Source organism: Streptomyces sp. GL_140, assembly GCF_057834465.1.
In genome coordinates this window covers 7,834,875-7,861,425 of the sequence record NZ_CM174404.1, presented here as the reverse complement: position 1 = coordinate 7,861,425, position 26,551 = coordinate 7,834,875, and the positions used below count along the sequence as shown (strand labels likewise).

The following is a 26,551-nucleotide window of genomic DNA, read 5'->3' as shown; positions in this document are numbered from 1 at the left end:
CCCGGCCCCGGCCGCCGCACGATGCCACCGTGTCGTACCGCCCGGCCCGGCCGGTCGTGGCCCGATAGTGGTGACCGTGAGCGACAGGCCAGAGGGAACCGGGATGTCCGCGGCGGGTGCCGGGGAAGAGGGCGTCGCGTGGTCCGGGCCGCAGGGCGCGCGGGCCTTCGCGGCCGTGGACGCGGCCACCGACTGGCTGCTCGGGTACCCCTTCGTGTTCCGGGCCCTGGCGGGGTGGATCGACGGCCGCAGCGTCCTGGTGGACTACGGGTGCGGGCCGGGCAAGGTGGCCGACCACGCGGCCCGGCTGCTCGGAGCGCGGGTGCTGGGCGTGGACACCTCCCCCGAGATGCTGGCCCTGGCCCGCGGCTCCGGGACCGCGGTGGCCGAGTACCACCTGGTCGAGGGCGGCCGCACGGTCTGCCTCGCGGACGGCAGCGCCGACGCGGTGATGTGCAACCACGTGCTCGCCTCGCTGCCGACCGAGGAGACGGTGCTCTCGGTGTTCGGCGAGATCCGCCGGATCCTGCGCCCCGGCGCCCCGTTCGTACTGCTGGCCACCGATCCCGCGTGCAGCGGCACCGAGTACGCGTCCCTGCGCATCGGGGATCCGGGCGAGGAGTACGGTCCCGGCGACGAGCTGTTCGTACGGCTCCGGCGCACGGACGGAACCTGGCAGGCGATGCCCAACCACGCCTGGCCCGTGGAGCTCTTCCCCGCCCTGCTGGTGCGCGCCGGATTCCGGGACGTCGTCCAGCACCGCCCCACCGTGGACGAGGCACTGGCCCTGGCCGACCCCGCTCTCGCCGCGAGCCGCACGTGGGCGGCGGAGCGGGCGAAGCCGCCCTTGGTGATCACCACCGCCCTGGCGCTCTAGGTCCCGGTTCCGGACCTCTCCCCCACCGGGCGACCGCTCAAGATCGGCTTCCCCCAGTTCGAATTCGGCCAGTACAGTACGTGGATGGTGAACCTCCGCGAGCAGATTCTCGCCGAACTCGGCGTCAAGGCGACCATCGTCCCCAAGGTCGAAATCCGGCAACGGATCGACTTCTTGAAGGACTTTCTGCGGTCGACCCCGGCAACCGGCTTCGTGCTCGGGATCAGTGGCGGCCAGGACAGCACGCTGACCGGCCGGCTGTGCCAGCTCGCCTCCGAGGAGCTGCGCGCCGAGGGCCACGAGGCCACTTTCGTCGCGGTGCGGCTGCCCTACGGGGTCCAGGCCGACGAGCACGACGCGCAGATCGCGCTGGAGTTCATCCGGCCGGACCGCTCGATCGCGGTGAACGTCAAGCCGAGCGCGGACGCCGTCGGCGCCGAGGCGGCGCTCGGCCTGCAGGAGTTGCTGGGCGGCGAGCCGAAGCTCCGGGACTTCGTGCGCGGCAACATCAAGGCCCGCGAGCGCATGGTGATCCAGTACTCGATCGCGGGGCAGCTGGGGATGCTGGTCGTGGGTACCGACCACGCGGCCGAGGCGGTGACCGGCTTCTTCACCAAGTTCGGCGACGGCGGCGTCGACGTCACCCCGCTGACCGGACTGAGCAAGCGGCAGGGCGCGGCGCTGCTCCAGGAGCTGGGAGCACCGCCGAGCACCTGGGAGAAGGTTCCGACGGCCGACCTCGAGGACGACCGTCCCGCACTGCCCGACGAGGTGGCTCTCGGCCTGACCTACGCGCAGATCGACGACTACCTGGAAGGCGCCGCCGTCACCGCCGAGGTGGCGGCCAAGCTGGAGTCGATCTTCCTCGCGACCCGGCACAAGCGGACCGTCCCGGTCACCCCGCTCGACGAGTGGTGGCGCCCCTGATCCGGCCGCGGTAGCGGCTCTTCCCCGGACACCTCCGCGCCAGTGCCGCGTCGGGCGACTTCCGCCCGACGCGGCACTGGCCGTTTCCGGGGCCGCCGCCGCGGCCGGTCGGCCGGTGCGAGCCCGGCCGTGATCACCGATTCCCAGAGTCAGTTGCTCGATGTTGCTCGTTCAGGTGTGGTTTCGAGCAACTCTTGACATAGGTCGGGGACTGCGCTGCACTTTGGCCACTCCCTCCGGCAGTCACGGCCGGAAGGAGATACCGCCATGAAACCGCCATGAACTCCCCCTACCCTGACCACACCTGGGGACTCGCCATGCGTCTGCTCAGATTCCTCACCGCCTCCGCCTTAGCGGTGGCCGCACTCTCATTGCCCGGCGCCGCTTCCGCTTCCGCTTCCCCGGCGGCCGCCGCGGCCGCCGCGGCCGCCGCCGCGCCGCAGACCGTACCGGCCCTGCGGCAGTGGACCGCCGGCAGTGGCACGTACAGCTTCACGAGCACCAGCCGGATCGTCGTCGATCCCGCCTACACCGCCCAGCTCTCGGACGAAGCCGCCACTCTCGCCGAGGACTTGGGCGCGCTGGCCGGGCGCTCCGTGGCCGTGGTCACCGCAAGCGCTTCCCCCGGCGACATCGGGCTGAGCCTCGGTGACGGCTCGCTGCCCGCCGAGGGGTACCGCATGACCGTCGGGCAGAGCGTCGCCATTCAGGCGGGGACGGACACCGGGGCCTTCTACGGCACCCGTACCGTGCTGCAACTGCTGCACCAGTCGGCCTCGGTGCCCGCCGGAACGGCCGTGGACTGGCCGACGAAGGCCGAGCGCGGGCTCATGATCGACCAGGGCCGGAAGTTCTTCACCGTCGACTGGGTCAAGCAGCACATCAAGGAACTGGCCTACCTCAAGCTCAACTACTTCCACTTCCACGTGTCGGACACCTTCGGCTTCCGGCTGGAGAGCTCGACCCACCCCGAGATCGTCTCCACCGACCACTACTCCAAGCAGGACATCGCCGACCTGGTCGCGCTCGGGCAGAAGTACCACGTCACGATCGTCCCCGAGATCGACACCCCGGGGCACATGAACCAGATCCTGGCGGCGCATCCGGAACTCAAGCTCAAGAGCAGCTCCGGCGCGGTCAGCCCGGACTTCATCGACTTGTCGATGCCCGCCTCGTACACCCTGATCAAGGACTTGATCAACGAGTACCTGCCGCTGTTCCCGGCCGCGTACTGGCACATCGGTGCGGACGAGTACGTCACCGACTACAGCAAGTACCCGCAGCTGCTCAGTTACGCCCGCGCCCACTACGGCGCGAACGCCACCGCGAAGGACACCTACTACGGGTTCGTGAACTGGGCCGACGACCTGGTCCGGGCCGGCGGGAAGACCACCCGGATGTGGAACGACGGGATCAAGGCCGGGGACGGCACCATCACCCCGCACGCCGGCATCCTCGTCGAGTACTGGTACAGCTACGGGCTCACCCCGCAGCAGCTGGCGGCGGCCGGGCACAAGGTCGCCAACGAGTCCTGGACGCCCACCTACTACGTGCTCGGCGGCGCGAAGCCCGACACCAAGTGGATGTACGAGACCTGGACCCCGGACACGTTCGAGGGGGGCAACGTCCTCGCGGACGGGGCGAAGAACCCCGGCTCGCTGGTCCACGTCTGGTGCGACAACCCGAACGCCGAGACGGAGACCCAGATCGCCGCCGGCATCATGTACCCGCTGCGCGGCCTCGCCCAGCAGACCTGGGGTTCCCCGAAGCCGGTGAGCACCTACGCCGCCTTCACCCCGATCGTGGCCGCGATCGGCCACAACCCCGCGTGGCCGGGCACCTCGCAGCCGGGCAATCTCGCCCTGGGCCGCCCCACCACCGCCTCCAGCACCGAGACCGCCAACTTCCCCGCCCCGCTGGCCACGGACGGCGATCCGGGCACCCGCTGGTCGAGCGCGTACAGCGACCCGCAGTGGCTCGAGGTCGACCTCGGCTCCAGCCAGGCCGTCAACCGGGTGGTGCTGCGCTGGGAGGCCGCCTACGGCAAGGCCTTCCAGGTCCAGCTCTCCGACGACAGGACCACCTGGCGAACCCTGTACTCCACCACGGTCGGCACGGGCGGGGTCCAGGACCTGACCGGCCTGTCCGGCTCCGGCCGCTACCTCCGCCTGTACGCCACCCAGCGCGGCACCACGTACGGCTACTCCCTGTACGAGTTCGAGGCGTACGGGGGCCAGTTGAGCGGGACCCGGACCCTGTCGGCCGCCGGCAAGTCGCTCGACGACCCGGCGAGTTCCAGCGCCTCCGGGACCCAGCTGATCACGTGGACCCCGCACGGCGGACCCAACCAGCAGTGGCGACTCGCCCTCAACACCGACGGCAGCTACAGCATGACCAACGGCTCCTCCGGCCTCTGCGCGGACACGGCGGGCGGCTCGACCTCCGCCGGCGCGGCCGTGGTCCAGGCCACCTGCGGCACGGGCGACAGCCAGCGCTGGCTGCTGGCGCCCCTCGGCGCGGGCGAGTACTCCGTGACCAACAAGAAGAGCGCGTTGCTGCTGACCACGGCCTCCGGATCGGACGGCGCCCTGGTCAGCCAGCAGCCGAGCAGTGGTTCCGCCTATCAGCGGTGGCAGATCGGCTGACGGCGGGCGTGACCGGCGCTCCCCGCGCCGCCGGACCGGAACGGGTCCGGCGGCGCGGCGGAGGTCCTACTCGGCGGCCGCGCCGCCGCAGTCCGGGTGTCCCCAGCGGGACCCGAGCTTGGAGATCTTCTCTCCGGCGGCGTACTGCTTCCCGCACGGGCAGGTGCCCGGGAACTTCGCCTTGATGGTGACGCCGCCGCTCCGCGCGCCGGTCGCCTTCCGGGCGGTCGCGGTGCCGGTGCCGGTGCCCGTACCGGAACCGGCGGTACGGGCCTTCGTGGCGCGGGCCGGGGTGCTGCGGGCGGGCGCCGGGATCGGCATCGCGGTGTGGCCCAGCACCGTGCCGGCCGGCTCCTGGCTCACCGCCGCCTCGCTGGCGGCCTGGTCGGCGATCGCGTTGAGGTGGTCGCCGTCCTCGCGGTGCGCGGGGACGTAGCGGAACTCCACGTCCCGGTCGGTCAGCAGCGCGTCGATGCTCTCGACGAGCTCCCGGTTGGCCACCGGCTTGCCGGCCGCGGTCTTCCAGCCGTTGCGCTTCCAGGCCGGGAGCCACTGTGTCACGGCCTTCATCGCGTACTGCGAGTCCATGCGCACCTGGACGGCCGTCCCCGGCGCCACCGCCTCCAGCAGCCGCTGCAGGGCGGTGAGTTCACCCACGTTGTTGGTGGCCCGGCCCAGCGGCCCGGCCTCCCAGCGTTCGGGGTGGCCGTGCGCGTCGGCGATGACCCAGGCCCATGCGGCCGGCCCGGGATTTCCCTTGGCCGCCCCGTCACAGGCGGCGATGATGCGATCAGACATCCCCCGATCATGCCTCACCTCCGGGCCCTCCCCGGACCCTCCCCGTGCCCGGCCGCTTCCCGCGGGTGCGGCAGGAGGCGGTCGAGGAAGGGCGGCAGCCACCAGTTGGCGCGCCCCATCAGGAACATCGCCGCCGGAACGAGCACCAGCCGCACCACTGTCGCGTCCAGGATCACACTTACAGCGAGTCCCAGCGCGAGCATCTTGACGACCACGGTGGGCGAGGCCGCGAAGGACAGGAAGACCGCCGTCATGATGAGGGCCGCGCTGGAGATGACCCGCCCGGTGGCCGCCAGGCCGGTGCCGACGGCGAGGGTGTTGTCGCGGGTGCGGTGCCAGGTCCCGGCGATGGCGGAGAGCAGGAAGATCTCGTAGTCCATCGACAGGCCGAAGACGATCGCGAACATCATCATCGGCACGAAGGACTCGATGGGCACCGGCTCCGACAGCCCGATCAGGCTGCTCCCCCAGCCCCACTGGAACACCGCGACGAGGATCCCGTAGGACGCGGCGGTGGTGAAGAGGTTGAGGGCGACCGCCTTGAGCGGGATCACCACACTGCGGAACACGAAGATCAGCAGCACGAGCGCGGCCGCCAGGACGATGCCGATGATGAGCGGCAGCCGGTCCTTGACGGTGTCGCAGAAGTCCAGCTGCCCGGCGGTGGATCCGGTGAGGTAACCCTCGGCTCCGGTGCCCCTGAGCGCGGTGGGCAGGGTGGTGTCGGTGAGCCGGGTGAACAGGCTGCCCGTGCCGGCGGTCTGCGGCCCGGTGGCCGGGGTGAGCGTGGAGATGAGGAGCTTGCCGTCGGGGCTTGGGGTGAGCGGGGTGAACCGGGCGACCCCGGCCGTGTCCCGCAGGGCGGTGGTGAGCTCCGCGCTGATCCGGTCGGCCGGAACGGTGGCGTGGTGGAGGTCGGCCACCAGGACGAAGGGGCCGTTGGCCCCGGGGCCGAAGCCCGGTCCGCTGCCCTCGGCGATCCAGTCGTACGCCTGGCGGGTGCTGCTGCCCGCCTTGTCGGCGCCGTCGTCCACGTGGCCGAGCCGCATGGAGAACAGCGGTACGGCGCACAGGCCTAGCAGCAGGGTGCCCGCGGTCAGGAACTTCCACGGGTGCCGGGCCACCAGGGCCGAGTAGCGGTGCCAGCCGTCCTGGCTGCCGGAGGTTTCGGCGACCGGGCGGCGCACGGTGAACCGGTCGATGCGGCGCCCGACCAGGCCCAGGGCGGCCGGCACCAGGGTCAGCGCGGCAGCGCCCGTGATGGCGACGACGAGGGTGGCGGCCAGCCCCATGCGGCCGATGAAGCTCAGTCCGCAGGCGTACAGGCTCAGCATGGCCACGACGACGGTGACGGCGGCCACCACGACGGCGCGGCCGCTGGAGGCGGCGGTTCGGCCGGCCGCGTCGACCGGATCGTGCCCGTCGATGAGGTCCTGGCGGAAGCGGGTGGTGAGGAAGAGGGCGTAGTCGATGCCGACGCCGAGGCCGATCATCGTGGCGAGGGTGGGTGCCGCGGTGGCGAGGGTGACGGTGCCCGCGACGATGCCGACGACTCCGATGCCCACGCCCACGCTGATCAGGGCCGTGGCCAGGGGCAGCAGCGCGGCGGCGATGCTGCCGAAGGCGAGGACCAGGATCAGCAGGGCCGCGATCACGCCCACAGCTTCGCTGGCCTTGTCGTTGGCCGGCGGCCGCACGACCTGGTTCAGGTCCCCGCCGTACGCGACCTCCACCCCCGAGGCGCGGGCCGGGGCGGTGGCCGCGTCGAGCGTCTCCCGGTAGTCGTGCCCGAGCGTCTTGACCTGCCGGTCGAAGGACACGGTGGTGTAGGCGGTGCGGCCGTCCGCGCTGGTCACGACCGGGGACGCGGCGGCGACGTGGGGCATCTTCGCCAGGTCGGCCCGGCTCTCGTCGACGGCCTGACGGTGTCCGGCCAGGGATCCGGAACCGACGTGGAAGACGACGCGCCCGCTGGGGTCGCCGACCCCGGGGGCGGAGTCGGCCAGCAGATCGGCGCCGGTACGGGACTGCGTGCTGGGGAGGGAGATCTGGTCGCTGTAGGTGGGGTCGGCCAGGTGGCGGCCGAGTACCGCGCCGGCCAGCAGCAGGAGCCAGACCGCGATCACCCACACGGGATGACGGGCGCAGAAGACTCCGAGGCGGCCCAGACGGGAGGCCGGGGCCGGGGCAGCGGCCCGGGCTTCGGCTTCGGCCGGGGCCTGCGGTGCGGATGGCTGGGGGGACTGCACGAGGCCTCCAAGAAAGTGTCAGGACTGACACGAAGCACCTTGGCAGAAAATGTCATGACTGACAATTGTCGTGGGTGACAATTGACAGGAGTGACGTCATTGCTAGGCTGCGGCCATGACCCAAGATCCGCCCGACCCCGAAGCGGAAGCCGAATCCGGACTGCGCGAGCGCAAGAAGGAGCGGACCCGCAAGCTGCTGCGCGAAGGCGCCGCCGCGCTCTTCGCCGAGCACGGCTTCGCGGGCACCACGGTCGCGGACATCGCCGCCTGCGCCAACGTCTCGGAGCGGACCTTCTTCCGCTACTTCGAGAGCAAGGAGGCACTGCTCCTGCCCGACAGCATCGACCTCTTCGCGTACGTCGAGGCCGAGCTGGCCCGGCGCCCCGCGGAGGAGGCCCCGCTCGACGCGGTCTGCAACGCCCTGGTCTGCGCGGTCGCCCCGTTCGCGGCCTCCAGCCTCACCGCGCTGACCCACTCCATCGAGGGTGCCGAACGCGCCGTGGCCGCCCAGCTCGTGCACATCTTCACGGACTTCGACGACCGGCTCTCCCTCATCGTCGAGAGCCGCCTCCCCGCCGACACGCCCAACGCGGACCTCCGCGCCGCGGTGATCGCCGGCGCCGCACTGTCCGCCGTACGCGCCGTCCTGCGCACCCAGCGCCGGCGCCGCGCGAACGGCACCGCCACCGATTCCCCGCCGGCCCACCTCCTGCTCGAGGCCTTCGGCATGCTGAAGCAGATCGGATCCGCCCCGCAATGAAGCTCGCCACCCCCGCCACCTCCGGCACCCCGGCCACCCCCACCACCCCCGCCACCAAGCTCCGGCGCACCCCCGTACTCGTCACCGCAGGCATCGTCGTCGCCCTCGCCGCCGGCGTCTGCATCACCGACACCGTGGTCGCGCACAGCGCCCAGGACCGGATAGCGCGGGCCGCCGGCTGCCGCCTGCGGGCCGACGGCCCCGTCACCGCCGAGCTGGGCGGCACCTTCGCCGGACTCCGCGCCCTTTCGGGCGAGGTGGGCTCCCTCCATCTGGAGGCGCGCGGGGTGCACCGCTCGGACACCGACATGAAGGTCGAGGCCGATCTCTACGACGTCACGCGCGACGGCGGCGTGGGCGGCGGCCGGGCCACGGCCACCGTGGCCTACGGAGAGCTGCAGAAGCGTCTCGCCGCAACCGGTCAGGGCGGCGAGGCAGCCTCCGGCCTGAAGGTGGGCGCCGACTCGAAGGGTCTGACCTTCACCGGAACGGTGGGCGGCCTGGGCCTGCCCGTCACCGTCCACGCGAGCACCAGCACCACGGCGAACAGCGTCACGATCACGCCGACCACCGTCTCCGTCCTGGGCCGCGACATGTCCATCGGCAGTCTCAAGGCCCTGCCGGGCACCGCCGGCCTGACCGAACAGCTCGCTCCCCGGACCGTGAACATCGAGGACCTGCCCGAGGGGGCCCGCCTCACCGGCGCCCGGACCACCAGCGCGGGCCTCGGCCTGGACGTCACGCTCGCCCGCTCCACCGCCGCTCCGGGCTCCGCCGCCGGCTCGGACGGAGCCGCCGACGGCCCGGCCGGGACCCGCTGCCCCGCTGCGTGACGCCTCAGGACCCGCCCGGCCCCTGCGGACCCGATGCGTACGGGGCCTTGAGCGCGCTCCAGCGCGCCGCCTGCTCCCGGGTCGACGTGCCGCGCAGTTCGGCGAGTTTGAGGAGGTTGGCCTCGGCGCCCGCGGTCAGCGTCTGGGCCTCCGCGCGGTAGTGGTCGTCAATGATTGCGGCCAGCTCGGCGGAGTTCATCACCGGGTCGATCCGTGCCGCGATCCTGTTCATGTTCCGGTACGAGCCCTGCAGCCGGAACGGCGGTTCCGTACGGGTGGCGTCCTCCTGGGCCGCCGAGGCGATGTAGGCCGCGTTGACGGTGACCACCACGTCCCGGGCGGCCAGCAGATGCCGCAGCACGGCCAGGATCCGGTCGAGTTCGGCCGGGGCGTACCCGTGGACCAGGCGCTCCGCCCCGGCGGTCGGGTCCCCGGCCGCCAGCCGGGTCAGCAGTTCGAGGTCGGCGCGGTCGCGTCCGGCGAGCGGGGCGAGCACCGGGTGGGAGGTGAGGGCGTTCTCCACGAAGCTGGCCGCGAAGGCGGCCTCCTTGCCGGTCAGGACATCGCCGAGGTTCCACACGTCGGCCCGGTTGGCCAGCATGTCCGGGATCCGGAACCGCTCCCCAGATTCGGTGTACGGATTGCCCGCCATGCACACCGCGAACCGCTTGCCCCGCAGGTCGTAGGTGCGCGGCTCGCCCTCCCAGACCCCTTCCATCCGCCGCGTGGCATCGCAGAGCGGAATGAACTTCTGCAGCAGCTCCGCCGAGACGTGCTGGATGTCGTCGAGGTACAGCAGGGTGTTGTTGCCCGCCTCCAGCGCGAAATTGATCTTCTCGACCTCGCGGCGCGCCGTCGCGTCGGGCGCCTGCCCGGGATCGAGCGAGGTCACCCCGTGCCCGAGTGCCGGACCGTCCACCTTCACCAGGACCAGCCCGAGCCGGTCGGCCACGTACTCCATCAGCGTGGTCTTGCCGTACCCCGGCGGGGAGACGAGCAGCAGCAGGCCGTTGCTGTCGGTGCGCCGTCCCTCCCCCGTGGTGCCCAGCTGCTTGGCCAGGTTGTCGCCGATCAGCGGGAGGCAGACCTCGTCGACTAGGCGGCCGCGGACGAAGGAGGAGAGCACCTTCGGCCGGTGGTCCTCCAGCCGCAGCCGGACCCGCTCTCCGGCGACCAGGGCCGCGCGGCGGCGCTGGTAGTCGCGGAACCCGGGTGCTCCGGCGGCCAGTTCACCGGCCCGGGAGAGCAGGTCGTCGATGCGCACGGTGAGCGAACGGCCGTCGATCCGGGGGTGGTTCCCGAGGAGGCCGTCGACCGTCGCGGTCAGCGGCGCGTCCACGTCGTAGCGCGACAGCTCGGGGCAGAGTTCGGCGGCGACCGCCTCCGCGAGGTCCCCGGGGGCGATCCGCTCCCCGGCGGCCTGCGCGTACGCGCCGAGCCAGGCCTCCACCGCCTGGCGGCGATCGCCGAGTTCACCGAGCGCCGCGAGTCCCTCGTCGTACACCGAAGTGCCCATCGAGCGGCGGAACTTCTCCAGCAGGGTACGGACCCCCGCGCTCGTGACGAAGCCCCCGCTCCCGGCGGCCTGGTCGCGCGACAGCTCGTCGAAGAGGTACGCCGCCGCGCCTTCGGCACCCGATCCGCCGATGGCCGCGGCGAGTTCGGCCCGGAGCTCGGCGATCGCCGGAACCGGGCCCGCGAAGGTGTCCCGGGCCCGCGCGAGCAGGACCGCCCGGCTCGTCCACCGCGTACGGTCCTGCGCGCTCGCCCGGTGCGCCCAGAAGAGCTGTGCTCGCGCCCGGACCCCGGACGGGTGGCGCAGCAGCCCGGCGTTCGCGTGCAGGCCGAGCGCCGCGTTCAGGATCAGCACGGCGTCGTGGTCGTGGACCCCGCGCTCGTACCCCTCGTCGTAGGCGGCTTCGGCGGCCGAGCGCACCAGCGCGGGCAGGTCGGCCCCCGCCAGCGCGTCCGCTCCCCGCTCGGTCAGCAACCGCACCGCCAGGTACTCGGACCGGTAGACCCCGGCGCTCTCGGAGGGCAGCGACCGGTCCCAGTACGGGCGGGTGGCGGCGAACCGCGGGTCGGTGACCGGTGAGCGGTAGTCGGTCCCGGTGAGGGCGAAGGCCAGGCCCTCGCCGTGCGGGACCAGGGTCAGGTCGAAGGGCTGGGTGTTGACGGCGAAGCGGTGGCGGCCCAGGCGCAGGGTCCGGCCGCCGTCCGCGTAGAGCTCGGTGCGGTCGCGCAGGGACCGGGCGGCCTCCTGGCGGGCTGCCGCGATGCGGCCGTCGAGCTCCTCGGCCCGGGTCCGCTCGCCGAGTTCGCGCAGTTCGGCGGCGATGCGTCGGATCTTGGAGACCATGGGGTCGGAGGCGAAGAAGGTGCTGACGGCGTCGCCGTCGGCGAGGCCGGCCGCCCGCCGGGCGACCGTTCCCAGGACCCGTGCGGCCGAGTCGGTGAGCCGTTCGGCGCGGCGGGCGCGGGCGTCCTGGAGGGTCTGCTTGCGGGCCGAGAAGACCTCGTGGACCTCGGAGCGCCGGTCGGCCAGCCGGGCGAGGAACTCGTCGCTCTCCGCGAACCGCGATTCGAGGTCCTCCAGGCGCAGCAGCAGCCGGGACAGCTGCTCGTCGCAGGCCTCGGGGGTCCCGGCGGCGGCGAGCGCACCCGTCACCGCCTGCTCCAGGAGGGCGGATTCCGCGGCGAACTCGGCCCGCCCCTCCGTGCTCACCAGTTCCCGGCGCCGGGCGTCGAGGACGGCCCGCGCCCGGTTGACCCCGCCGAGCACCTCGGCGATGCGCTCCAGGATGGACGTGCGGACGGTGGTGTCGCCGATGTCCAGCCCGGCGACGACCTCGGTTACGGTGCCCAGACCCTCGCTCTGCGCGTCGAGCCGTTCGGTGAGCCGGGCCGCCTCGGCGGTGCCGGCCATCGCCCCGGCCTCCGCGGCCAGTCGGCCGATGTCCGCGTGGTGCGCGGCGAAGGCGTCCTCGCGTGCGAGGAAGGCCACGGCGCGGCGGGCGAAGGTGTCGATGTCGCCTTCGATGCCGGCGGCCAGGGCGTCGACGGCCTCGGGGTCGGCGTACCGCCGTTCCTTGAGGGTCAGCACGTGCCCGTGTGCGCGGCGCAGTTCCGTGAGCCGCTCCACCCACTCGCCGGTGGTGCGGGGGGCCTCGCCGCGGGCCCGGCGGATCAGCGAGGCGGTCCGCGCCGCCGCTTCGCCGAGCGCGTCGGCGGCCTGGCGGGTCAGGGTCAGCACGGTCTCGAACTCGGCGAGGACCTGCTCGGCGGTGGCCCGGACCTCGTCGAGCGGGGCCCGCAGGTCGCCGAGTTCGGGGTCGGCCAGCCAGTGGTGCTGGTCGCCGGCGCGGACGCAGGCGGCGACGAGGCTCTCGTACACGCCGGTGGTCGGCGTGGTCCCGGCGGCGGCTCCCGCGATGGAGAGGCAGTCGGAGATGCCGCGTACGAGGTCGGCGTTGCCGACGCGGGCCGCCGCTCCGGAGCCGGCCGGGCGCGAAGCCGCGTAGGTGTCCGAGACGAACGGGGAGCTCCAGCGCTGCACGGGGTGGACGCGGGAGGGTTCTGCGCCGTCGGCGCGCAGGACGAGCAGCGTGCCGTCCTCGAAGAGGGCGTGGCCGTGGCAGGTGAGCGGGGCGGCGAACTCCTTGCGGATGACGTTGTACGCCAGGAGCAGGCCGCGGCCGCCGCCCCGGGGCTGGAACACGTACAGCAGGTCCTCGCCGTTGGGTGAGCGTACGGTCCGCTCGAAGCGGAGGGGGGCGAGGAGCGCGGCGTCGATGTCGAAGGTCTTGGCGGCGCCGGTGCCTCGGGGGGCGCCGGCGAGGTGGTATCCGCCGGGGAAGACGATGCCCTGGTCCTCGGGGAGCCTGCGCGCGGCCTGCCCGATGGCGTCGAGGCGGACGACCTCGCGGGTGAGGGTGTCGAAGACCAGGTGACGGTCGGTCTCCTCCTTGTACGGGCGCACGCGCAGCAGGATCAGCGGCCCGACGCGGGCGTACGCGATGTCCGCGTCGGCGAGCGACTGGAGCGGTTCGTCGACCGGTTCGCCGTGGATCCCCTCGGCGGTCTCGGTGTCGTCCTCGGTCTTGACGGTCAGGGTGCCGCCGACGGTGGAGACGTAGAGCTCCGCGCCGATGGAGACGTGCGGGTGGCGGCCCAGGACGTGGTCGGCGCGGGTGGTGGCGGTCCATTCGAAGTCGTGGTCGTGGGAGGGCGGGTAGGCGTGGTCGCGCTCGCCGCGGGCGTCGAGGAACCTGGCGCCGCCGTCGGGGTCCAGGGCCCAGCGCAGGACGCGGATGTCCTCGCCGGTGTCGCCGGTGCGGAAGACCGCGAGCAGTCTGCCGTCCAGGCGGCGCAGCCGCAGCAGGCGGGCCTGGTGGTAGTAGCGGTGCAGGGCGGTGAACTCGCGCAGGAACCCGGGGTCGTCGAGGAGGCCGGGGACGGTGTCGTCGGGGAGCCTGTTCAGGTCCCGGTCGTGGAGGGCGAAGACTTCCGCGACCGCGCTCTCCCCCTTGACGGCGGGGGACGCGTGGTAGCCGAAGAGGAGGGTGTCGCCGACGGCCACGACGTCCCGGGGCGCACAGGGGAGTCCGGTGCGCAGGCTCCCGGTGGATTCGAGGGCGAGGCCCCGGGATCCGAACTCCTCGGTCCGGCGGGCGTTGAGGACCTCGGCGCGCCGCGCCAGCTCGCCGCCCTGGGCGGCGAGCCGGTCGCGCAGCACCTCGTAGGTGCCCGCGTCCAGGGGGGACGTGCTGGTCATGTGCGACTCCTGCGGGGCGCTGCGCCGGCGGGTCGGGGACCGGCCGGACCTCGCGGGGTCCGGCCGGTCCTGAGGCGGGTGGGTCGGGTCAGGCCTTGGCCGAGCCGTTGAGGGCGGAGGGCGCCGGACCGGTCTTCGGTTCGGGGCCTGTCGGGCCCGGGCCGCCGGCCTGGGCGAGCTTCGCCAGCAGGGCCGAGACCGTCAGGTTCTGCACGTCCGCGGTGGAGAACGAGCTCAGGACGCGCGTGAGGTCCTCGGTGAAGTCGTGGGTGCCGTCCAGCCACGATCCGGCGAGGCCGCGCGCGGTGTCGGAGTGCTGGACGAATCCGTCGATGCTCCTGCCGAGCGAGATGGAGGAGACCAGACGGTCGAAGAAGACCGAGTCCCCGCCCACGATGCTGATCTCGGCCTTCTCCAGCCCCGCCGCGACCACCATGGCCTGTGCCTCCGCGAGCCCCCGCTGGACGTCGAGCCCGGCCAGCCGGATCTCCTTCTCCGCGGCCAGCCGCAGCCGGTACTCCTCGTGCCCGCGCGAGGCCTCGTCCAGCGCGGCCATCGCCGCCGCCTTCTCGGTCAGACCCTGGGCCTCCGCCTTCAGCTTCTCGCCGATCGAGAGGGCCTCCGCGAGCGCCCTGACGCGGATCCCCTCGGCTTCCGCCTTCAGCCGCGCCTCCATCGCCTGGGCCTCGGCCCGCCCGGACTTCTCGATGGCGTCGGCCTCCTTCTCCCGTACCTGTACGGCCGCCAGCCCCTCGGCGGCGGACTCGGCCTGCACGCCCTCCGCCAGCCGCAGCTTGGCGCGCGCGTCGAGGTCGGCGGACTTCAGCCGGGCCTCGGCGAGCGTGAGCTGCTCCGCCGCCCGGTGGACGGCCGCGGACTCTGCGGCCTCCGCCGCCTTGATGTCCTTGACCAGCCGCTCCTGTGCCTCGGCCTCGGCCGCGATGACCACGGCCTGCCGGGTCCGCTCCGCCTCCTCGACCATCCGGAGCTTCTTGATCGACTCCTCCTGCTCGGCGACCGTACGGTCCACCGCGATCCGCTCGCGCACCACCTCGGCGACCTCGCGGCGCTCCGCCTCCACCTCCTTGTCCTTGGCGATCGAGGACAGCGCGGTCTCCCGCTCGCGCGCGATGACCTCCAGCATGCGGTCCTTCTCGATCCGCTCGTTCTCGACGGCGATGACGCGCTCGCGGTTCTTCTGCGCGACCGTGATCTCGCGCGCCTGGTTCTCGCGCTGCACCCCGAGGTGCTCCTCGGTGCGCAGGAACGCGCCCTGGGCGCCGAGGCGTTCCTCCTCCTGCACCTTGGCGGTGGCGGCCTCCTCCCGGGCCCGCAGCGTCTCGACCTCCCGGCGCTGCTTGATCTCGGCCTCGGCCTGGCGCCGTTCGAGCTCCAGGATGGTCTCGCGGGCGTCGACGTTCTGCCGGGTGATCTCCTTCTCCTCCGTGCGCTGGAACTCGTTGGTCCGCACGTGCTCGATGGTCGTCAGTTCGGTGATCTTCCGGATGCCCTGCGCATCGAGGATGTTGGCGGCATCCAGCTGGGTCATCGGGGTCTGTTCGAGGAAGTCGATGGCGGCGTCGTCGAGGTGGTAGCCGTTCAGGTCCGTTCCGATGACCGAGATGATCCGGTCGCGGAACTCCTCGCGCTTGGTGTAGAGGTCGACGAAGTCGAGCTGCTTGCCCACGGTCTTGAGCGCCTCGGAGAACTTCGCGGCGAAGAAGTCCTGGATGGCGACCTTGTCGCTCGCGGTCGCCGTTCCGATGGACTGGGCGACCTTGATGACGTCCTCGACGGTCTTGTTGACGCGGACGAAGAAGCTGATGTGGATGTCGGCCCGGATGTTGTCCTGGCAGATCAGCCCCTCCCGCCCGGTACGGCGGATCTCGATCGTCTTCACCGAGATGTCCATGTACTCGGCCTTGTGCAGCACCGGCAGTACGACGGCCCCGGTGAAGGTGACGTCGACCCTCTTCGTCTTGGAGATGATCAGGGCCCGGCCCTGCTCCACCTTGCGGAACAGCCGGCTGACCACCAGCAGCAGCACGACCGCGACGAGCAGGACAACGGCGACGAGTACGCCGATGCCCAGGGAAATGGCATCCATGGTGACGTCCTTGCGATGGAAGTGCGATGAGTGCGATGAGGTGCGTTCGGATCCGGCCCTGAGCTCGCGCGCTCAGCCGGCGGTACGGGGATCGAGCGCGGGGTCGTAGGGCGCGACCCAGAAGAACTCGCCCTCCTCGTCGTACGCGTACAGCAGCGCCGTGCTCCCCGACCCGAGCACGTCCCGCCCCTGCTGGCGGACCTGCACCACTGCGGTGGATCCGTCCTGCGCCGCGACCTCGGCCTGACCGAACCGCCCGGAGACCGAACCGGTCCGGATCGTGCAGGTCAGGCCGATGAAGTCCAGCCGGGACGGCGGCGGGTGGTCGGGGAACAGTGCGCGCAGGCGGCGCACCAGCAGCCGGGTCACGCCCCAGGCGAGCAGCAGGGCGGCGGCGAGCACCCCGAGGTCCAGGGCGGTCCGCGCGGTGCCCGAGGCACCGGAGCGGCGGACGAGCACGGAGCCGGTGAAGCTGATGAACCACGCGAGGGTGATCAGCAGCGAGGCCACGACCGTGACGGGCACCCCGCCGATGCCCTGTGCGTCGGTACGGGCGCTCCCGCCGGATCCGGAGTCCCCGTGCGCGGGTACGTGCACGTGTCCGGGCACGTGTCCGTGGAAGCCGCCGTGGTCGGCGGCGCCGAGCAGGACGAGGAACCAGAAGGCGACGACCACGACCAGCGCGGCGGTGAACAACGCGGCCGGGAAGCCGAGCGCGGCATCACGGAACTCGTCCACCTTGCATCCCTCCCCCGTCCCCGGCCTGGTGCGGCCCGGGATCCCCCGCTGCCATGGTGGCAAGCACCGTCGCGCGGCACATTGCCGGAGCCCGGCAGTCTTCGGGGTTCCTGCTTGCCGGAGCCCGGCGGGGACCGGGGGTCAGGAAACGCGCAGCCCCCGTACGTGGCTGCGTGCGGGGCTGCGTACGGGGCTGCGTGCGGGTGACGGGGCAGGCCGTCACCGCAGGCGCGTCAGCTTCGCGCCGAGGGAGGGGGCGGACAGGTCCTTCCCCAGTGCCACCGGGATCTTCTGCGCGCCGGGCCCGGTGCCGATGGTCAGCACTCCGACCTCCGTGCCCGCCTTCGCCTCGTGCGGGAGGTCCTTCTCCCCCGCGGCGAGGGTCAGGTCGACCTTCTGGCCCGGCACGGCCACGGCGGTCGCGTCCTTGGTGGCCACGACCGGGGTACGGGTCCCGAGCCCGTCGTCCACGTAGCCGACGACCTGCCCCTTCTTGACCGCGCCTGCCGTTGTCAGGGCCTCGCGGACGGCCTCGATGACCTTCTTGCTGTTGTCCTTGACGAGGACCAGGCTGTTGGAACCATCGGGGTCGGCCCCGGTGACGTGCTGGTCGAGCATGGTGCCGAGGATCATTGGGGTCTTGTCGCCCACGGTCTTGTAGGCCGCCCACATCAGCGTTCCACCGGCCGCCGAACTGGAGCCGGTCTTGATGCCCTTGATGCTGAGCCCGGACAGCAGCAGGTTGCCGTTGTTGTTGATGAGCGGCGTCGGATGGCCGGAGACCGAGGCGCTGGGCAGCATCACGATCGCGCGGAACGCGTCGATCTGCATGACCGCCTCGGCCAGCTTCAGCTGGTCGACGGCGGTGCTCACGGTCTTGGCGTCGAGTCCGCTCGGGTCCGTGTAGGTGGTGGAGTCCATGCCCAGCGCCTTGGCCTCGGCGTTCATCTTCTCCACGAACGCCGCCACGTCACCGCTGCCGGTGTCCCAACGGGCGAGCAGCCGGGCGATGTTGTTGCCCGAGGGGATCATCAGCATCTTCAGCATGTCCTGCTGGCTGAAGCGCGCGCCGGCCGTCAGGCCCTCGATGCGCGACTCGCTGTCCGACGTGCCGTCCGCGACCGCCTTGTCGTCGACCTCGATCGAAGGGCCGGCCTCGTCCTTCTTCAGCGGGTGGCCCTTGAGAATCACGTAGGCCGTCATCACCTTGGCCACGCTGGCCGTCGGCACGGGCTTCTGCTCCCCGAAGGTCCCCACGTCGCCCGCGCCCGCCACCCGCAGGGCGGCCTGGCCCTTCTCGGGCCAGGGCACGTCGAAACGGCCGTCGAGGGTGATGGACGACGCGGCATCCCCGCTCACCAGGGCGGCCGCGGGCACCGGACGCAGCGCCTGCACGACGGCGAGCACGGCGGCCAGCAGCAGGAGCAGCGGCACCCAGATCCGGACCCGGCGCGCGGCGGTGCGGGCCGGGGTCTCGGGCGGCGGCGGGGTGTTGGTGAGCTGTGCGAGCAGGTCGAGCGGGGGCAGCGGCTGCTCGGCGGTCCCCTGCGGGACGGGACCGGGGACGGGCGCGGGAGCGGGTACGGGTACGGGATCCGGCGCGGCTTCCGGTACGACGGCCCAGGAGGGGACGGGCACGGGGGCGGGCAGGGGGGCGGGCAGGGGCCGGGGCGCGGGAGGGTCCTCGTCGAGCGACTTGAGCGCGATGAAGGTGCTGGTCCGCTCGGCGTCCGACTCCGGCACGCCCTCCGAAGCCGGTTCCTGCTCGGGCTCCGGTTCCTGCTCCGACTCCGTGGCCGCCGCCGACTCCACCGAGGGAACCGCGTCGGGCTGTTCCACAGCTTCCGACTCCGGCTCCGGCTCCAGGTCGGGCTCCGAGGCGGACTCCACTGCCGGTTCCGTTTCCGGGTCGGGCTCCGGGGCCTTCCTCGGCCCGCGCACGTCAGGGGTACCGGCCTCGTCGGTCGTCCCGGCGGCTGCGGGCCTGTCCTCGTCCGCCGTCGCCGTCGCCGTCGCCTTCGTAGCCGCCGCGTCGGGCTTCTCGCCCTTCACCGGTACCGCCGTCATGCCGTACACCGCCTTGTTCGTGCTCTTCTCGATCACCGGCCAGTCTCCGCATCCCATGTGCGCGAGCAATGCGCACAGGATGACCATTTCGTCACGATCGGGCGAGTTCACGCCCCGTCATCAAACGATCATCTGGCCATCACGTCGCCATCATGCGGAACCCGAAGAATCACTTCCTCCCCCACGCGAGGCCCTTCAGGAAGCCGGACACCGTTCATGAACCACAGGAAACCCGCCCCCTCCAATCCGGGCAGGCGGCGCCTGCTGGCCAGGGGCGGAGCACTCCTCTTCGCCGCGACCGCCGGGACCCTGCTGGCCGCCAGGCCTGACAGGGCCGACGGTCCCGGCCGGCCCGGCGACGACCGCACCCCCTCCGGCGATCCACTGGCCTCCTCCACTGCCTCGGCGGCATCCGGCTGGATGCCCGGGGTGACCAGAAAGCCGCTGGAGCGGAACTTCGTCGTGGGCGAGCGCGATGCGCAACGCGGGCTCGTCCTCCACGTCCAGGAGGGCGAAGGCTCCCTGCACGAGCGGTTCAGCACCCCCGGAATCAAGGCCTCCTCCCACTTCTGGGTCTCGCAGGACGGCGAGACGGAGCAGTACGTCTCCGTACTCGACCGCGCCTGGGCCCAGGTGGACGGAAACGGCGCCTGGGCCTCGGTCGAGACCTCCGGCTTCACCACCCGGCCGCTGACCGAGGCCCAGGTGGACGCCGTATCCCGCATCTACACGTGGGGCGCGAGCGCCCACGGCTGGCCGCCCTCGATCAGCGACAGCCCGAACCAGCCCGGCCTCGGCACGCACGTCATGGGCGGCGCGGCCTGGGGCGCCCACGCCTGCCCCGGCCCGGTCCGCTCCGCCCAGCGCACCGAAATCATCCGCCGCGTGAAACAGCGCTCACCGGCCACGTGACCACCACCGCACCACGACGGCGACGCCGCCAGTCCGCCCGGCGAGCACCGGCCCGCGCCCGCGCACCCGGCGGGTCGCCATCCGCTTCTTGACCCGGCCGGCCTCAGGGCTGGGGGTGGAGGGCCAGGAGCGCGGAGCGGTGGGAGATCCAGCCCAGGAGGCGGCGGCCTTCCTCGTCGAGGACCGCGAGTCCTTCGCTCTCGCTCGCAGCGAGCAGCGGCATGGCTTCCCCCAGGGACTGGCCGGGGAGCAGGGTCGGCGGATACTCCCGTACCGCCTCGACCGAATCCTGCTCCGTGGCGCCCTCGTGCGGGGGTTGGGCCAGGGCGCGGGCCAGGGCCTGCGCGCCGACCGAGCCCTCGTAGCGGCCGTGGGCGTCGAGGACCGGGAGGCGGGTCGCGCCCGCCTCGATCATCGCCGCGGCGGCCTCGCGCAGCCGCGTACCGGGGGCCAGCGGGGCCGGCGGCGGACCCATCGCCGCGCGGACCTCGACTGCGGCGGGGCCCGTCAGGTCCAGATCGACCCCGCGGCGGCGGAGTTTGGCCGTGTAAACGGTGTCGCGGCTGAGCGCGTGGCTGACTCCGGTGGCTACCGAGATGGCAGCCATCAGCGGCAGGATGATCCCGTACTCGCCGGTCAGCTCGAAGATGATGATGACGGCGGTGATCGGGGCGCGGGCCGAGCCCGCGAAGACCGCGCCCATGCCGATGACCGCGTAGGTCGTGGCCGAGCCGGTCACTCCGGGCGCCAGGTGGTCCATCGTCTGCCCGAAGGAGCTGCCGAGCATGGCCCCGACGAAGAGGCTGGGCGCGAACACGCCGCCCGAGCCGCCGATTCCGATGGTGACGCTGCACGCGATGATCTTGCCTACGAGCAGCACCAGCAGGAATCCGACGGCATAGCCGCCCACCGCGGCCTTGCCGAGGACCGGGTAGCCGACCCCGTACATCTCGGGCAGCGCGAGCAGGATGGCACCGAGCAGGAGGCCGCCGGCCGCCGGGCGGAGCCATTCGGGGCCGTGCCAGACGGCGTCGCAGATGTCCTCGACCCAGTACAGGACCTTGGTGAAGAGCACCCCGACGGCTCCGGCCACCGCACCGAGCAGTACGTACAGGGCGTACGCGGCCACGTGGTCGACGCCCACCGGGGTCAGGTCCAGGAACCGCTCGTCCCCGAGCGCCGCGCGACCGATCACACTGGCGGTGACGGCCGAGACGGCCACCATGCCGAAGCCGCGGGCCGTGAAGTCGCGCAGGATCAGTTCCATGGCGAAGAACACGCCGGCCAGGGGTGCGTTGAAGGTGGCCGCGATGCCGCCGGCCGCACCGCAGGCGACCAGCAGCCGCATCCGCTCCTCGTCCATGCGCAGGACCGCGCCCGCGGTGGATCCCAGGGCGGACCCGATCTGCACGATCGGGCCCTCGCGGCCGACCGAGCCGCCGCCGCCGATGCACAGGGCGGACGCGATCGATTTCACCACGGCGACCCGGGGCGGGATCCGGCCGCCCCGGCGGGCGACGGCGTACATGACCTCGGGTACGCCGTGGCCGCGCGCTTCCTTGGCGTAGCGGTGGACGAGGGGGCCGTAGACCGCGCCCGCGACCACGGGTGCGAGCAGGACGAAGTACGGTCCGAGCCAGGGGACGTAGGGGTTGGCGGCGTGGCCCGCCGAGGAGTAGTCGTCGTGCCCTGACAGGATCTTGGTGACGCCCTCGATCAGCCATCGGAAGCCCACCGCGCCCAGTCCCGCCCCGGCCCCGACCAGCACCGCGGTCAGCAGCAGTCCGGTCTGGCTGCGGCACAGCGCGGCCCATGCCCCCTCTGCGGCCAACGGTCTCATCTCCACTCCTTCGGAGCCGGTGTCTTCCCGATCGCGCGCCCCGACCCCCTGACCACGATCCCCCGGACCACCCCATCCAAGGGTCCGCGTCCCGCCCCGCCCCGGAGGCGGGCCGGGGGCTACACCCGCACGGCCCAGCGGACGCCGGGGGGTTTGGGGGTGGTCGGGGGCCGCTGGGGACGGTTGCGGGGGCCGCTCGGGTGGTAGGACCGGCGGGAGCAGACGCAGCGGACGAACAGGGGAACCCGATGGCCGTCGAAGCCAGTCCCGAGCACCTCCCTCCGGCCCGGCTCGGGCCAGCGGTTCCAGAGCTGGATCCCGCCGTGGTGGAGCGGTGGCGGGCCGGCGGAGGTGAACTGGTCGAGCTGCTGGCCGAGGTGTGCGGGCGGCTCGGCGGGGTCGGCGCGTTCCGCCTCGGGGACGGGCCCGGGGAGCGGCCGACCGTGCTGGTCACCGCCCCGCAGGCGGTCCAGCACGTGCTGGCTCTGCATCCGCAGCGGTACGTCAAGCGCTCGCACCGCGCCCGCCTGCTGATCGGCGACGGTGTGCTCGCCGCGACCGGCGAGGCGTGGAAGCGGCAGCGGCGGCTCCTGCAGTCCCAGTTCACCGGGACCGGGATGCGCCGCTACGAGCAGCGGATCGCCGAGGCCGCGCGGACCACCGCCGGGCGCTGGGCCGCGTACGCCCGTAGCGGTGAAGTCCTCGATGTAGGCGAGGAGATGCGGCGCTTCGCCCTCGACACCATCTGGCGTTCCCTGACCGGGCATCCCCTCGACGCGGAAACCGAGCGCGAACTGGCCTCCGTCGCGGCCGTGGTGGCCGCCCTGCCGAAGCTGCCCGCCGACTCCGCCGACGCGGGGGAGGCCGTCGCCGCCGATCTGGCCAGGATCGACGCCGTCGCCGAGCACGCCATCGCCGCCGCGCGCAGCGGCGCCGCCGGGCCGGACGGGCCGGGGCTGCTGCACCTGCTGGTCGAGGCCTCCGCCGAGCGGCCCGAGTACACCGACCGGCTGATCCGTGACGAGCTGGTCACCCTGCTGGTGGCCGGTCACGAAACCACCGCCACCACCCTGACCTGGCTGTACCTGCTGCTGGACCGCGATCCGGCGGCCCGCGAGCAGGCCCTGGCAGCGGGCGGCGAGGGTTCACCGGAGCGTCGGGAGGCCGTCGCGGCGCTGGTCAGCGAGACGCTGCGGCTGTACCCGTCGGCCTGGATCCTGCCCCGGCACGCCGTCGAGGACGACACCTTGGCCGGCTACGCGATCGAGGCGGGCACCGATGTGGTCGTCTGCCCCTACCTCGCCCACCGCGACCCCGGGCTGTGGCCGGATCCCGAGCGCTTCGACCCGCGGCGGTTCACCACCGCGGGTGGCCGTCCGGCGGTGGCGGGCGGGTACGTGCCCTTCGGCATCGGGCCGCGCGCCTGCCTCGGCCTCCAGTTCGCGCTGCGCGAGTCGGCCGTACTGCTCGAACACCTGCTGCCCGCGTACACCCTGGCCTTCCGCTCCGTCCCGCGGAAGGCCGCCTACAGCATCACGGTCCGCCCCGACGGTCCGACCCCGGCCACGCTCACCGCCGTGTGACGGCTCCCCCCTTTGCTCCCTTGTGCTGCCCCCGTTATGTTTTTCGCGGTCCTGCAACGGGACCGCTGGCCTCCGGGCCCGGTATGACTGTGTCCCCTCTGTCGAAGTGATGGCCTGGGGGGTGGTGTCGCCGGGCCCGTGGGGTGCCGTCGGAGCCGCTGATGAGAGACCCGGCCACCGCCCGGTCCGGCGCAATGCCGGACAGAGACGTGGGCGGCAGGTCTGCATAACGTGGATGCGCGAGTACGGTGCCAACGCCGTGGCCGGCCAGGTCAACCACCCAGGAGGGGTTCGATGTTAGACACCGGCGATGTGGGCGTCTTCCTGGGTATGGACGTCGGCAAGAGCGCCCACCACGGCCACGGGCTGACGCCGGCGGGCAAGAAGGTCTTCGACAAGCCGATGCCCAACAGCGAACCCAGGCTGCGGGCCGTCTTCGACAAACTCAAGGCCAAGTTCGGCACGGTGCTGGTGATCGTGGACCAGCCCGCATCGATCGGCGCTCTGCCGCTGACCGTCGCCCGCGACGCCGGCTGTGAGGTCGCCTACCTGCCCGGGCTCTCGATGCGGCGGATCGCTGACCTGTATCCAGGCGAGGCGAAAACCGACGCGAAGGACGCGGCGGTGATCGCGGACGCCGCCCGAACCATGCCGCACGTCCTGCGGTCGCTGGAGCTGACCGACCAGATCACCGCCGAGCTCACGGTGCTGACCGGCTTCGACCAGGACCTCGCCGCCGAAGCCACCCGCACTTCGAACCGGATACGCGGCCTGCTGACCCAGTTCCACCCCAGCCTCGAACGAGTCCTGGGACCGCGGCTGGACCACCCGGCCGTCACCTGGCTCCTCGAGCGTCACGGATCCCCGGCCGCACTGCGGAAAGCCGGCCGCCGCAGACTCGTCGAACTCATCCGCCCCAAGGCCCCACGCATGGCCGTCCGGCTGATCGACGACGTCTTCGACGCCCTCGACGAGCAGACCGTCGTGGTCCCGGGAACCGGCACCCTCGACATCGTGATCCCGTCCCTGGCCGCCTCGCTCGCCACGGTCCATGACCAGCGCCGTGCGCTGGAAGCGCAGATCAGCAGCCTGCTGGAGGCCCACCCTCTTCACCAGGTCCTGACCTCGATGCCCGGAGTCGGAGTCAGGACCGCCGCCGTCCTGCTGGTCACCGTCGGAGACGGCACCAGCTTCCCCAGCGCCGCCCACCTCGCCTCCTACGCCGGCCTCGCCCCCACCACGAAGTCGTCGGGGACCTCAATCCACGGCGAACACGCACCCCGCGGCGGAAACCGCCAGCTCAAACGCGCCATGTTCCTCTCCGCCTTCGCCTGCATGAACGCCGACCCAGCCTCCCGCGCTTACTACGACCGGCAAAGAGCCCGCGGCAAAACCCACACCCAGGCACTCCTACGACTCGCCCGACAACGCATCAGTGTCCTGTTCGCCATGCTCCGAGACGGCACCTTCTACGACTCCAGAGTCCCCGCCGCCACCCTCGCCCCATGACCATCCCAAACAGCCTCATACCCGGCACCACGTCCTTGACGAAAGACATAGAGACACCCCCCCCCGGGAGGCTCCCGCTATTCGGTGGTGAGGCGGGTGCTGAGCCACTCCAGGGACGGCGGGATCTCGCGGTTCCAGGTCTTGAAGTTGTGCCCGCCGTGGTCGAGGGTGATCGAGGAGACCCGGGCGGGGTCCTTCACCTTCGCGATGAACTTCTGGGTGGGGCGGTAGTTCTCCTCGCCCTGGAGCGAGGTGGTGACGAGGAAGTTCGTCCTGCCCTGGGGCAGGTGGTCCAAGGCCCACAGCAGGTCGGACCGCTTCTCCTCGGCGGTGTTGCCGTGGAAGAGGTCGCCGGAGTCCCCGTCGATCTCCGGCGCGTAGTCCGCGGACAGGCCCACTCCGGCCGAGTAGGTCTCCGGGTGCTCCAGCGCGACCTTGAGCGCGCAGTAGCCTCCGGTGGAGTCGCCCATGATGCCCAGGCTCCGGGGCGAGGCGCCGATCCGGTAGGCGCCGGTGAGGGCCTTGGGGAGGTCCGTCCCGAAGAAGGTCTCGGTCTGCGGGCCGCCCTTGATGTCCACGCACTGGGTGTTGCGCGGCGGGGCCACGGTGGGCCGCATCAGCACCAGGATCATCGGCTGCATCTTCTTCTGCTTCGCCAGGCTCCAGGCGGTCTTCGGGTACCGCAGACCGTGGAGGAGGTTCTCCGCCGTGCCGGGGAAGCCGGTGAGGACCACGGCGGCGGGGAAGACCCGCTTCTCGTTGCCCTTCTGGAAGTACTCGGGCGGCAGGTAGACGTAGGCCGGGGTGGCGATCTGCGACCGCTCCCCCTGGATCATGATCTTCTCGATCTCGCCGCCCACGTGCTTGTTCGCGCCGCCGGGCACGTCCGGCTTCTGCCGGCCGATCAACTTCACGGCGGAGGTCCCGCCGGCGTCCTGGCTGAGGGCGGCCGGCTTGTCCACTCCGGCCAGCTCCGCCCACGAGCCGTAGATGAGGAAGCTCCTGTTCGCCGCGAGGCCGATGACCGACAGGGTGAGCACCTGCACGACGAGGACCAGGCCGATCCGGCCCAGGACCTGGCGCCACCCCTGCCGCGCCAGGCGCGGCCACAGCCATACGACGGCCCCGAACATCAACACGGTGATGAGCAGGGTCGTGAAGAAGAGCGAAGTACTTGTCAGAGTCACGTGAATCCAGATGGTCCTGAGCGCCGTTCCGTTCCCGGCCACAGCGTCCCATGATCACACTTCCGTGTCCGGATGCCGGAACCCCTGGATCCCGTAGGCTCGTCGGATGGCTAAGTACTTCGACGTACACCCCGACAACCCCCAGCCCCGGACCATCGGCAGCATCGCCGACAGCATCCGTTCCGGCGGGCTCGTCGCCTATCCGACGGACTCCTGCTACGCGCTGGGCTGCAAGATGGGCAACCGTGAAGGCGTCGACCGGATCCGGTCGATCCGACAGCTCGACGACCGCCACCACTTCACCCTGGTCTGCGAGAACTTCGCACAGCTCGGCCAGTTCGTGATCATCGACAACGACGTCTTCCGCGCGATCAAGGCCTCCACCCCGGGCAGCTACACCTTCATCCTCCCGGCGACGAAGGAGGTGCCGCGCCAGCTCCAGCACCCGAAGAAGAAGACGGTCGGCGTCCGCATCCCCGACCACGTGGTGGCCCAGGCCCTGCTGGCCGAGCTCGGCGAGCCGCTGCTGTCCAGCACGCTGCTGCTGCCGGACGAGACCGAGCCCATGACCCAGGGCTGGGAGATCAAGGACCGGCTCGACCACGTCGTGGACATGGTTGTCGACTCGGGCGAGTGCGGGACGCTGCCCACCACCGTCATCGACTTCTCCAGCGGCGAGGCCGAGATCGTCCGGCGGGGCGCGGGGGACACCACCCGCTTCGAGTAGCGGACGGCGGCACCCCGG

Annotated in this window: 17 protein-coding genes; 9 read left to right on the top strand and 8 right to left on the bottom strand. The window is 72.1% G+C overall.

Annotated elements, in window-relative coordinates; all coding sequences use genetic code 11:
* The first annotated feature begins 76 nt into the window (after positions 1-76).
* From AC3IYJ_RS36480 to AC3IYJ_RS36470, 3 genes are all read left to right on the top strand, one after another.
* Complete coding sequence (locus tag AC3IYJ_RS36480; RefSeq protein ID WP_489398794.1) at positions 77-877, top strand: class I SAM-dependent methyltransferase; 801 nt, start codon at positions 77-79, stop codon at positions 875-877.
* An 84-nt stretch (positions 878-961) separates the two neighbouring features.
* Complete coding sequence (nadE, locus tag AC3IYJ_RS36475) at positions 962-1,804, top strand: NAD(+) synthase (RefSeq protein ID WP_489398793.1); 843 nt, start codon at positions 962-964, stop codon at positions 1,802-1,804.
* Positions 1,805-2,082: 278 nt separating this feature from the next.
* Positions 2,083-4,449 carry a family 20 glycosylhydrolase gene (locus AC3IYJ_RS36470; protein WP_489398792.1) on the top strand — a complete coding sequence of 789 codons (2,367 nt, stop codon included), beginning with the start codon at positions 2,083-2,085 and terminating at the stop codon, positions 4,447-4,449.
* 66 nt (positions 4,450-4,515) lie between these two features.
* On the opposite strand, the gene AC3IYJ_RS36465 is transcribed toward AC3IYJ_RS36470, so the two are convergent.
* Positions 4,516-5,247, bottom strand: a complete 732-nt coding sequence (locus AC3IYJ_RS36465) for a ribonuclease H family protein (RefSeq protein WP_489398791.1) — start codon at positions 5,245-5,247, stop codon at positions 4,516-4,518.
* Positions 5,248-5,261: 14 nt separating this feature from the next.
* Positions 5,262-7,496, bottom strand: a complete 2,235-nt coding sequence (locus AC3IYJ_RS36460; RefSeq protein ID WP_489398790.1) for an MMPL family transporter — start codon at positions 7,494-7,496, stop codon at positions 5,262-5,264.
* A 115-nt stretch (positions 7,497-7,611) separates the two neighbouring features.
* On the opposite strand from AC3IYJ_RS36460, the gene AC3IYJ_RS36455 reads away from it, so the two are divergent.
* Positions 7,612-8,256 (top strand): TetR/AcrR family transcriptional regulator, encoded by a 645-nt coding sequence (locus AC3IYJ_RS36455; protein WP_489398789.1) that lies wholly within the window; start codon positions 7,612-7,614, stop codon positions 8,254-8,256.
* A complete protein-coding gene (locus tag AC3IYJ_RS36450; protein WP_489398788.1) occupies positions 8,253-9,089 on the top strand; it encodes an LmeA family phospholipid-binding protein in 837 nt (278 codons plus the stop codon). Before AC3IYJ_RS36455 ends, AC3IYJ_RS36450 begins: the two co-directional genes overlap by 4 nt.
* 4 nt (positions 9,090-9,093) lie before the next feature.
* Here AC3IYJ_RS36450 and AC3IYJ_RS36445 read toward each other — a convergent pair whose 3' ends face one another.
* The 4 genes from AC3IYJ_RS36445 to AC3IYJ_RS36430 all read right to left on the bottom strand — a co-directional run bounded on the left by AC3IYJ_RS36445 (position 9,094) and on the right by AC3IYJ_RS36430 (position 18,811).
* Positions 9,094-13,863 (bottom strand): DNA repair ATPase, encoded by a 4,770-nt coding sequence (locus tag AC3IYJ_RS36445; RefSeq protein ID WP_489398787.1) that lies wholly within the window; start codon positions 13,861-13,863, stop codon positions 9,094-9,096.
* An 88-nt stretch (positions 13,864-13,951) separates the two neighbouring features.
* Complete coding sequence (locus tag AC3IYJ_RS36440; RefSeq protein WP_489398786.1) at positions 13,952-15,970, bottom strand: flotillin family protein; 2,019 nt, start codon at positions 15,968-15,970, stop codon at positions 13,952-13,954.
* 72 nt (positions 15,971-16,042) lie between these two features.
* Complete coding sequence (locus AC3IYJ_RS36435) at positions 16,043-16,708, bottom strand: hypothetical protein (protein ID WP_489398785.1); 666 nt, start codon at positions 16,706-16,708, stop codon at positions 16,043-16,045.
* A 219-nt stretch (positions 16,709-16,927) separates the two neighbouring features.
* The gene (locus AC3IYJ_RS36430; RefSeq protein ID WP_489398784.1) at positions 16,928-18,811 is read right to left on the bottom strand and encodes a D-alanyl-D-alanine carboxypeptidase family protein; all 1,884 of its coding nucleotides are present in this window, start codon (positions 18,809-18,811) and stop codon (positions 16,928-16,930) included.
* Between the two features lie 180 nt (positions 18,812-18,991).
* Between AC3IYJ_RS36430 and AC3IYJ_RS36425 the strand changes: the two genes are divergently transcribed.
* A complete protein-coding gene (locus AC3IYJ_RS36425) occupies positions 18,992-19,687 on the top strand; it encodes a peptidoglycan recognition protein family protein (protein WP_489398783.1) in 696 nt (231 codons plus the stop codon).
* Positions 19,688-19,790: 103 nt separating this feature from the next.
* Here AC3IYJ_RS36425 and AC3IYJ_RS36420 read toward each other — a convergent pair whose 3' ends face one another.
* Entirely contained in the window at positions 19,791-21,527 is a 1,737-nt protein-coding gene (locus AC3IYJ_RS36420) for a chloride channel protein (protein WP_489398782.1), read from the bottom strand.
* A 248-nt stretch (positions 21,528-21,775) separates the two neighbouring features.
* Between AC3IYJ_RS36420 and AC3IYJ_RS36415 the strand changes: the two genes are divergently transcribed.
* Complete coding sequence (locus AC3IYJ_RS36415; RefSeq protein WP_489398781.1) at positions 21,776-23,110, top strand: cytochrome P450; 1,335 nt, start codon at positions 21,776-21,778, stop codon at positions 23,108-23,110.
* Between the two features lie 294 nt (positions 23,111-23,404).
* The gene (locus AC3IYJ_RS36410; RefSeq protein ID WP_489398780.1) at positions 23,405-24,619 is read left to right on the top strand and encodes an IS110 family RNA-guided transposase; all 1,215 of its coding nucleotides are present in this window, start codon (positions 23,405-23,407) and stop codon (positions 24,617-24,619) included.
* Positions 24,620-24,696: 77 nt separating this feature from the next.
* On the opposite strand, the gene AC3IYJ_RS36405 is transcribed toward AC3IYJ_RS36410, so the two are convergent.
* Positions 24,697-25,806, bottom strand: a complete 1,110-nt coding sequence (locus tag AC3IYJ_RS36405) for an alpha/beta hydrolase (protein ID WP_489398779.1) — start codon at positions 25,804-25,806, stop codon at positions 24,697-24,699.
* A 106-nt stretch (positions 25,807-25,912) separates the two neighbouring features.
* On the opposite strand from AC3IYJ_RS36405, the gene AC3IYJ_RS36400 reads away from it, so the two are divergent.
* Entirely contained in the window at positions 25,913-26,533 is a 621-nt protein-coding gene (locus AC3IYJ_RS36400) for an L-threonylcarbamoyladenylate synthase (protein WP_489398778.1), read from the top strand.
* The last annotated feature ends 18 nt before the right edge of the window (positions 26,534-26,551 follow it).